Source organism: Paenarthrobacter sp. NPDC091711, assembly GCF_044756605.1.
Taxonomy (GTDB): Bacteria; Actinomycetota; Actinomycetes; order Actinomycetales; family Micrococcaceae; genus Arthrobacter.
In genome coordinates this window covers 336,469-344,774 of the sequence record NZ_JBIVTF010000002.1, presented here as the reverse complement: position 1 = coordinate 344,774, position 8,306 = coordinate 336,469, and the positions used below count along the sequence as shown (strand labels likewise).

Below are 8,306 nucleotides of genomic sequence, written 5' to 3'. Positions count from 1 at the left end.
AACGCAGGTTGTTGCTCCGATTACGGCTCCGATCAACCTGGGTTCGACCTCGGCTGGTCTGTTGGGTGACTCGTCCGCCACGAATACCGGCACCGGTACCTCGGGCTCGACCGGCGGAACTGCGCCGACGGGCACGTCGGGATCTTCGACCTCGGGTTCGGATGGCATTGGTTCGGGAACGCAGGTTGTTGCTCCGATTACGGCTCCGATCAACCTGGGTTCGACCTCGGCTGGTCTGTTGGGTGACTCGTCCGCCACGAATACCGGCACCGGTACCTCGGGCTCGACCGGCGGAACTGCCCCGGCGGGCACGAACACAGGTAGCACCACCAACGGTTCGGACGGCATTGGTTCGGGTACGCAGGTTGTTGCTCCCATTACGGCTCCGATCAACCTGGGTTCGACCTCGGCTGGCCTGTTGGGTGACTCATCCGCCACCAACACGGGTACCGCCGGCGGAACTGCCCCGACGGGCACGAACACCGGTAGCACCACCTCCGGCAGCGACGGAATCCTTTCCGGCACCCAGCTGATCATCCCGATCACGGCTCCTGTCACCCTTGGTTCCACCTCGGTGGGAATCGGCGGAGGTTCTACGGCCACGGTCAACCCTCCTGTGGTCAACCCGCCTGTGGTCAACCCGCCTGTCGTGAATCCTCCTGTTGTGAACCCGCCGGTTGTGAACCCGCCTGTCGTGAATCCTCCGGTTGTGAACCCTCCGGTTGTGAACCCTCCGGTGGTCAATCCTCCGGTGGTCAATCCTCCGGTTGTGAACCCGCCTGTGGTCAACCCGCCAGTCGTGAATCCTCCTGCCAGTGTTGAAGTTAACACGGGCATGGGCACCCAAGCCGGTGCCGTAGTTACCCAGGGCTCCACCCAGGGTGCATGGACCGCGGCAGCTCCCACCGCCGTCGGAAGTGCCAACACGTTGGCCAACACCGGCCTGAACGGTCAGTGGGCACTCTTGGCGGGGGCCATGCTCCTGATGGGGCTGGTGCTCGCAGCTATCGGTCGCCGCAAGGCAGCAGCCAACCGCCGCTAAGCCGACGAAGTAATCTCACTTCGCATGTAGTTGTTGCGGCTCCGGCTTCCCGGAGCCGCAACAACTGCGAGCATCTCCGCGTACTCCATCGCTACCGTTAGCGCCGATCGCCCCTGTTACCTCTGGTGCGGTTGGCGCGAACTGGTGCGGTCCTGACCACTAACGGGGGCGCCGGGCGGAAAGGGGTGCGCAGCGCGTGAGCGCAAATCATCCCGCACCCACACCGTCCAGCAAGTAGCACCAACCAGCCCGTTGACGGCCATCTACGGAGTTACCCGAACTCCCAGTGGCCGTCGCACCCGTTAGCGCCGATCGCCCCTGTTACCTCTGGTGCGCTAGGCGCGTACTGGTGCGCTCCTGGCCACTAACGGGGGCGCCGAGCGGAAAGGGGTGCGGGCCGGACCATGAGGCACACAACGTAATGCCGCCCCGCGACCCGGCGACGGCGGTCATAGGATGAAAGGGATGACCACCACCCAAGCAGACAAAAACTTCAGCCTCCGCAGCGTAGCGCTACCGGCATTCGGGCCAGCCGTGCTCTTCTGTCTCGGTGAGGGTGCCGTCCTCCCGGTCATTGCACTCTCAGCCCGCGACCTCGGCGCATCGGTGGCGGTATCAGCGTTGATCGTGACCCTGATCGGCTTGGGCTCGTGGCTATTCAACATCCCGGCATCGATCATCACCGAGAAGTTCGGTGAACGGTGGTCGATCGTGGGTGCCGGAACTGTGGGTGCCATTGCGCTCGGGGCGGCAGCGTTCGCCCCGCAAATGGAACATGGACTATGGCTGCTGGCCGCGTCCATGACGTTGGTGGGGATGTCGGCCAGTGTCTTCAACCTTGCACGGCAAAAGTTCCTGACTGAGGCCGTCCCTGTCATGTTCCGTGCCCGCGCCCTATCAACCCTGGGCGGTGTCACCAGGATAGGCCTCTTCATCGGCCCGTTTGTGGGTGCCGGGGTGATGCAGTTCGCGGGCATCAGCGGTGCTTACTGGGTCGGTTTTGGTGGAATGCTGGCCGCGGCTGTTTTGTCGCTCACCATCCCGGATCTGGTTGCCCCCGGAACGTCCGACGGCGGTCCCCGACCTCCGGCATCCACCTTGCGGAGCGTCGCGGTTTCCCATGCCGGGGTGTTCCTGACGGTTGGCTTCGGCATCCTCCTGCTGAGCGCATTGCGTGCATCGCGGCAGGTGGTCATCCCGCTGTGGGCGGATCATCTGGGACTCGACGCCACCCATGCGTCGTTGATCTTCGGCTTGTCCGGAGCGATCGACATGCTGGTGTTCTATCCCGCGGGGAAACTTATGGACAGGAAGGGACGTCAGTGGGTGGCCATCCCGTCAACGCTGATCATGGGAACCGCACTAATTCTGATTCCCTTCACTGCCGGATTCGTCCCGCTCCTCTTGGTTGCCTTGCTGATCGGGTTCGGCAACGGCATCAGTTCCGGGCTCATCATGACGCTCGGTGCTGACTTCTCGCCGGATAACGGGCGCAGCCACTTTCTGGGGATCTGGCGCTTCATGGCTGACTCTGGTGGCACCGGAGGACCTGTGCTGCTGTCCGGGCTAACCGCCGCATTCTCGTTGTCGGCGGGCGTCTGGGCCACAGGCGTCCTGGGCTTCGCAGCGGCAGTGGTGTTCGCCGTCGCAATTCCACGTCTGAAGCATCGGCGTAACTACTAGCCATTTGCCGGTGGCTTCCTGACCTCTTTTGAACAGAGCAACGGCCGTAGAGCAACCTCATAAGATTGTTCTACGGCCGTTCGGCGTTCAAAGAAGGTCAGGAAGCCGCGGCCCCCGATGAAACACTGCGCGGAGTCTTCCACGCTCGGTCCGGAAGCTTGCCGGAGACCAGAGCCACGGCGATCACCAGCAACACCACACCCCAAGTGGCATTCGAAACATTGAGCGCCGACCTCATCACCACGAACGGCGGAATTATCGCCAGGACAGTTCCGGCAGCGATGCGCCACATGGCCGGCCGGACCGCACCCGGTGCAAGCGCAGTGCTGGCGAGTTCCAACCGGACCAGCGGCGTGGAAACCAACAGAACCAGCGCCCAAGCCGCGACATAAAACAGCGGACGACTCAGCCACCACTCGGTGCTGGCAGGCTCGGGGAACGGCAGGCGAAGGACCAGCGCAATGCCAAACATGGCGATGATCAACGGAAGGTGCCACAGGTAAATGGTCATGGCCCGGCTGCCCACCACGAACATCACCTTTTGCACCCAACCAACGTGGACGCATCGCTGCAGCACCGGATAGACGGCTTTCACCAACAGAATGTGTGCCAGCCCCACCAGGATCAACGGAAACATAGGTGGGTTCTGGCTGGTCAGCATGTCCACGGGGTAGGGCCCGGCATGCGTGAGCGGAACCATCACGGCGTAGCAGCCGGCAGCAGCAAGAACCAGCTTCCACTTGGCGAAACGGTCAAAGAACCCGTCGGCGTAAAAGAACCCCAGCTGTTGCAGAAGCCCCCACACGAACACCATGTTCAACAGGCCGATGGGGTTCGAATCGAAGCCCCACGGGTTGCGCTCCAAACCCAAGCGAAGAACATCAACGACGACGGCGCCCGCGGCCAGCGCTGCGATGGTCCGGTACGGCGCTGCCTCGTGGAACTTGGCCATGGTGGGAACCATTGCCTGGCAGATCAGGTACGCAGCGAGGAACCACAGCTGGACTCCGGCGCCCGCAGCGATCACGGCGAGCAGGTCGACTGGGACACCGGACGCCGTCGCACTCCACAAAGCAATGGCGAGAAAGATGTACAAGGCGACCGTAGGCCGGACCAGTCGCAGCACCCGGTTCCTGAGGTAGTCGGCGCCATCGCCGCCCTTGCGTTTCAGGCTGCGCCACGACGTGAGCGAAGCGAAACCGCCAACGATGAAGAACAGCGGCATGACTTGGCCGAACCACGTACCCTGCGCGAACCAACTCAGGGACGTGAGGGGATTGCCCACGCCGATGCCGGAATCAGTCACGCTGATCCCCATCATGAGCAAATGAACCGCAACCACGGCAAACATGCAGGCCACACGGATGAAGTCCACCACCAGATCGCGGGAAGCGGGTACGGCGACAACCGGGGTAGCGCTCCGCCGCGAGGCGGACTTGCGGGACGCTGAGCTAAGGGTGGACGACATGGGAACTCCTCGGATTAACCACTATTTATCCATCGATTGGACTAACTGTAACGCATGAAGAGCGGGCAGTCGACGTCATCCCCGGAAATGTCGCTACATGCAGGGTGGGGTGGGCATAACCGGGCGTAGCCTAGAAGAGGACCTTCGTCCGCGATCAACAAAGTGTTTCACCGGCGCGCATGGCGCAGTTTGCGAATCCACCCCCCCACCAATGAAGGGCAGTGCTGATCGTTGTGCACATCAAAGAATTCTGGGACCAGCTTTCTCCCGAAACACAGCAATGGCTCGTCGACAATCCGGGAACCAAGATTGTGCCGAGGACCGTCACCGCAATCATCAACGGGGAAACGGGGGAGGGCGACACCGTAGACGCGCATGGTGGAACGGTGCTCACGGATGAGGATCAGCACTTCATCCACGAGCAGGCGCGGCGGCGTGGAGCTGCTTCAGGGGGAGAGTCCAAGTTCTTCGACTCGGTGGGCCCGAAGGACTAGGGCCCCGGGTCGGCGCGTCCCTTAGCGCCGATCGCCCCCGTAACCACTGGTGCGTGGGGCGGGAGCGGGTGCGCCGCCGTCGCGTAAGTGGAGCGTGGGGCGGGAACGGGTGCGCGGCCAACCAGCAAGCCGTCGCCAGCCAGCAAGCCGTCGACCCCACAAGGGCGTCAGCCCTTGCGCGCCGCCAAGCCGAACAGCCACGTGCCGCCAAGCGCGGACAGGTACCCGGCCATCACGATGAACGCGGTGCCGGCCCAGAAGTAGTCGATGGTGCTGTCGGTGCTGAGGCCGGGCATGACTTGGAGCAGCGAGTAGGCTGCCACGAAACCGGCGATCACCAGTGCCGCAACAGTGAGCCAGACCCATAGCCGCGAGGCGGCCCAATGTTCGCCGTACCCCTTCCATACGTTCCAGCTGTTGCCGGTGCGGAGGACGAGCCAACCTGCCGGGAGCATCACGGCGGACACCACCAGGAACGCGGCCACGACGTCGGCCGGGCGGTGCCATTGATTGATGAGCGTTGAGACGCCTGTAGCTACTGCGAAGGTGCTCCCAAGGAAGCCCGCCAGGGGGCGCCAGCGGGGCGAAACCATGAGGAACACCGCTGCGGCGGCCGATGCTGCCAGTGTGGTGTGTCCGGAGGGAAGTGAGTTCAGTTCCAAGGTTTGGACGCCGCGGTCGGGCCGGTCCGGGATGAGGAGCTTGAGGATTTGGGTGGCCGCGTTTGCGGCGATGCATGCTGCCACGGCGATTCCGGCGGCAGTCCAGCGTCGGCGGGCAACGGTAACGAAGAGCACCATGATGGCGGCGATGGCGAGCGAGAGCATGGGGAGCATGTCCAGGAATTCAGTGGATGCTCGGCCGGCTGTTCCGGCCAGCACCGTAGCTTCAACCAGTGCCGACTCGTCGATGAACTGGCCTGCGGTGGTGCGCACAAAGAAGTAGTACGTGGCCGCCAGACCGATGGCGCTGCCAAGGGTGGCGAGGCAGAATAGGAATCCTGTGCCTGCGCCGGCGTCGCGTCCTTGAAGCGGCCGTTTGCTCGACCTCCCGCTGGTGCGGAATTGCTGGGAACTCATTCTGACTAGACTGCCACAGTTCTCTGGACGGCTCGTGTGTGTTCTCTTGAGCGTGGCGGTCCGTGGTGAGACCTTGGCAACATTCTTGTGACGCTTGACACGTGTTAGGTGACGGGAATAGGCTTCCTAACACGTGTTAGGGAAGGAAATCTACATGTCGGGAACCAACGGAGCTTTGCGTGAATTCACACGTAGAAGTGCCCTCACAGCCCTCGGCGCAGGAATAGTTGGAGTCACAGCGGCGTCGTGGCCGCGCCTGACCGGGGCCGACATTCCAGGCCGCGGAGACAACAGCCTCAGCATCGCCATCATGGGCACTGCCGCAGACGCCGCAGCCCGCCAAAAGGTCATTGACGCTTTCGCCAAGGTCCACCCCGAAATCAAGGTCAAGGTTCAGGCGATCCAGGCAGTGGACTGGAAGGACTTCTTCACCAAGATCCTCACCATGGTTGCAGCAGGCACCCCGCCGGACGTGGTGTACGTGGCCACGGAAGGAGCCCAGCTCTTCGCCGAGAAACTGGCCCACCCGTTGGATGAATATCTGCGCCGCGACGCCGACCATATGCGTGAGTACTTCGAGGATGTCCACCCCAGCCTGGTGGAAGCGTTCATGTACAAAGGCAGCCTGTTCCAGCTCCCCATCGACTGGAACGCCGCCAACATGTACTACAACACCACTGCGCTCAGTAAAGCGGGACTGGAACGGCCCTCCGATAACTGGACGCACACGGATTTCCGCAGCACCCTCGCTGCCATGAAGAAGGCCAACCCCAAGGATTTCACCCCGTACTACTGGACCAACCGCCTCTTCGGTGGAGTGGTTCCGTGGCTCTACGCCAACGACACCAGCTTCCTCAAGGAAACCAAGTCCCCGGGCGGCGAGTGGCTATGGGACGGCTTCTACGCCAACGACCCCTCGCGCAGCCTCCGTTCCGGCGGGTACCAGTGGCTTGAACCCAACGCCGACGATCCCCGGGTCTTCGAATCCTTCGACTACCTCCGCGGACTCGTCAAGGACGGGCTGGGTGTCCGGCCCGAGGAAGGCGGCGGCAGCGCACTGATCGGCCTCTTCGCTTCGGACAGAATAGGTACGACGCCGGCGGGCGGCTATTGGGTCCAAGGCCTCCACGAGGCGGGGATGACAGAGAACGACTTCGACGTCCAGTTCTTCCCGAAGTGGCGGACCCAGCGCCACCAGTTCGGCACTGCAGGCTACGCGATCATGAAGACCGCCAAGGATAAGGACGCCGCCTGGGAATGGGTGAAGTTCAGCTCCAGCCGTGAAGCCATGCAAATAGTGTTCCCCTCACCGAACACCACACCGGCCCGTCGCTCCATGGTCAACGAGCAGCTCTACGCCGGAAAGGGCCCGCGGAACTGGAAGGTCTTCTACGACACCCTGGACAGGTTCCCCACCACAGGTCCCATTCCAGCGCCACCCCAGCAGGCCGCCGTCGAAACCGCCCTCATGAAAAACGTCAGCCTGGCTGTCAGTGGAGACGAGCGTCAACTCAAGGACGCCCTTACTTCCATGCAGCGCGATCTTGAATTGGCCCTGAGGAGGCAGCCATGAGCACCGCAACCAGTACGCCAACGGGGACAGGGAGCGAGCCGGGCCGTCGCCAGGCCGCCCACAAGAACGGACAAGTCAGCAAGCGCGGCCGCGTGCAGCAGCGCTGGCTACCCTGGGCTTTCCTGGCCCCCACCATCGTGGGCATGGGCATCTTCACCCTGCTGCCGATCGTCGCTTCGATTGCCCTCGCGTTCTTCCGCTGGGACATCATCTCGGCACCAAAATTCGTAGGCTTCGACAACTTCGCTGAGGTAGTCCAGGACCCCACGGTCCGGGTGTCATTCCTGAACACCATCGTGTTCGTGGTGGTGGCTGTGGCCCTCCAGCTCGGACTCGCGCTCGGCCTGGCCATCATGGTGCAGGAGAAGCTCCCGGCCTGGCTCAGAGTGTTCTTCCGCTCGGCATTCTTCTTCCCGCTGATCCTCTCCGCAGCATCGGTATCGATCTTCATGCGGTACCTCTTCAACGAGCAATTCGGCGTGGTGAACTGGCTGCTTTCCATCGTTGGCATCCCAGCGGTCCCATGGCTGACAACGCCAACCGGGTCCGCCGCCGTCGTGATTCTTGTTTATGTGTGGCAGAACTTCGGGTTCTCGTTCCTGCTGTTCATCGGTGGCCTTGCCTCCATTCCCGTGGAGACCTACGAGGCCGCGTCGATTGATGGTGCCACGGGTTGGCGCAAGCACTGGTTCGTCACCCTGCCGCTGCTGAGCCCCACAACGTTGGTGGCCTCGGTTATGGCAATTATCAACGCGCTGCAAGTGTTCGACCAGCCCTACGTGCTAACCCGCGGTGGGCCGGGAGACTCGACGCGAACAGCCGTGATGGTGATCTTTGAGTCCGCGTTCCAGCGCCTCGAGTTCGGCCAGGCCTCGGCGATCGGAGTCATCCTGACGCTGATCATCATGGCCATCACCGCCGCGCAGTTCCGGCTCAGCAAACGATTCGTCTTCTACCAGTAAGGCCC

At 62.7% G+C, this 8,306-nt stretch carries 6 protein-coding genes and 1 pseudogene; 5 read left to right on the top strand and 2 right to left on the bottom strand.

The features are described from left to right. Together ACIQH5_RS04940 and ACIQH5_RS04935 are read left to right on the top strand one after the other, a co-directional pair. A pseudogene (locus ACIQH5_RS04940) lies at positions 1-1,042 on the top strand (cell wall anchor protein); the annotation flags it as partial. A gap of 465 nt (positions 1,043-1,507) precedes the next feature. After that, the gene (locus ACIQH5_RS04935) at positions 1,508-2,725 is read left to right on the top strand and encodes an MFS transporter (RefSeq protein WP_223940721.1); all 1,218 of its coding nucleotides are present in this window, start codon (positions 1,508-1,510) and stop codon (positions 2,723-2,725) included. A 97-nt stretch (positions 2,726-2,822) separates the two neighbouring features. On the opposite strand, the gene ACIQH5_RS04930 is transcribed toward ACIQH5_RS04935, so the two are convergent. Continuing rightward, a complete protein-coding gene (locus ACIQH5_RS04930) occupies positions 2,823-4,193 on the bottom strand; it encodes an acyltransferase (RefSeq protein WP_400400802.1) in 1,371 nt (456 codons plus the stop codon). 221 nt (positions 4,194-4,414) lie between these two features. Here ACIQH5_RS04930 and ACIQH5_RS04925 point away from each other — a divergent pair, with 221 nt between their 5' ends. Beyond that, a complete protein-coding gene (locus tag ACIQH5_RS04925) occupies positions 4,415-4,687 on the top strand; it encodes a hypothetical protein (protein WP_400400801.1) in 273 nt (90 codons plus the stop codon). A 167-nt stretch (positions 4,688-4,854) separates the two neighbouring features. Here the strand turns inward: ACIQH5_RS04925 and ACIQH5_RS04920 are convergent, their stop codons facing one another. Further along, positions 4,855-5,766, bottom strand: coding sequence for a phosphatase PAP2 family protein (locus tag ACIQH5_RS04920; protein WP_400400800.1), 912 nt, complete (start codon positions 5,764-5,766; stop codon positions 4,855-4,857). A gap of 154 nt (positions 5,767-5,920) precedes the next feature. Between ACIQH5_RS04920 and ACIQH5_RS04915 the strand changes: the two genes are divergently transcribed. Both ACIQH5_RS04915 and ACIQH5_RS04910 read left to right on the top strand, forming a co-directional pair. Continuing rightward, on the top strand, positions 5,921-7,339 hold the full coding sequence (locus ACIQH5_RS04915; RefSeq protein WP_400400798.1) for an ABC transporter substrate-binding protein: 1,419 nt from the start codon (positions 5,921-5,923) through the stop codon (positions 7,337-7,339). Further along, the gene (locus ACIQH5_RS04910; protein ID WP_400400797.1) at positions 7,336-8,301 is read left to right on the top strand and encodes a carbohydrate ABC transporter permease; all 966 of its coding nucleotides are present in this window, start codon (positions 7,336-7,338) and stop codon (positions 8,299-8,301) included. The genes ACIQH5_RS04915 and ACIQH5_RS04910 overlap by 4 nt, the downstream gene beginning before the upstream one ends. The last annotated feature ends 5 nt before the right edge of the window (positions 8,302-8,306 follow it).

Excerpts from the sequence above, each read along its gene's own strand:
- ACIQH5_RS04920 (WP_400400800.1), bottom strand. The coding sequence starts at position 5,766 with ATGAGTTCCCAGCAATTCCGCACCAGCGGGAGGTCGAGCAAACGGCCG.
- ACIQH5_RS04910 (WP_400400797.1), top strand. The coding sequence starts at position 7,336 with ATGAGCACCGCAACCAGTACGCCAACGGGGACAGGGAGCGAGCCGGGC.
- ACIQH5_RS04935 (WP_223940721.1), top strand. The coding sequence starts at position 1,508 with ATGACCACCACCCAAGCAGACAAAAACTTCAGCCTCCGCAGCGTAGCG.
- ACIQH5_RS04915 (WP_400400798.1), top strand. The coding sequence starts at position 5,921 with ATGTCGGGAACCAACGGAGCTTTGCGTGAATTCACACGTAGAAGTGCC.
- ACIQH5_RS04930 (WP_400400802.1), bottom strand. The coding sequence starts at position 4,193 with ATGTCGTCCACCCTTAGCTCAGCGTCCCGCAAGTCCGCCTCGCGGCGG.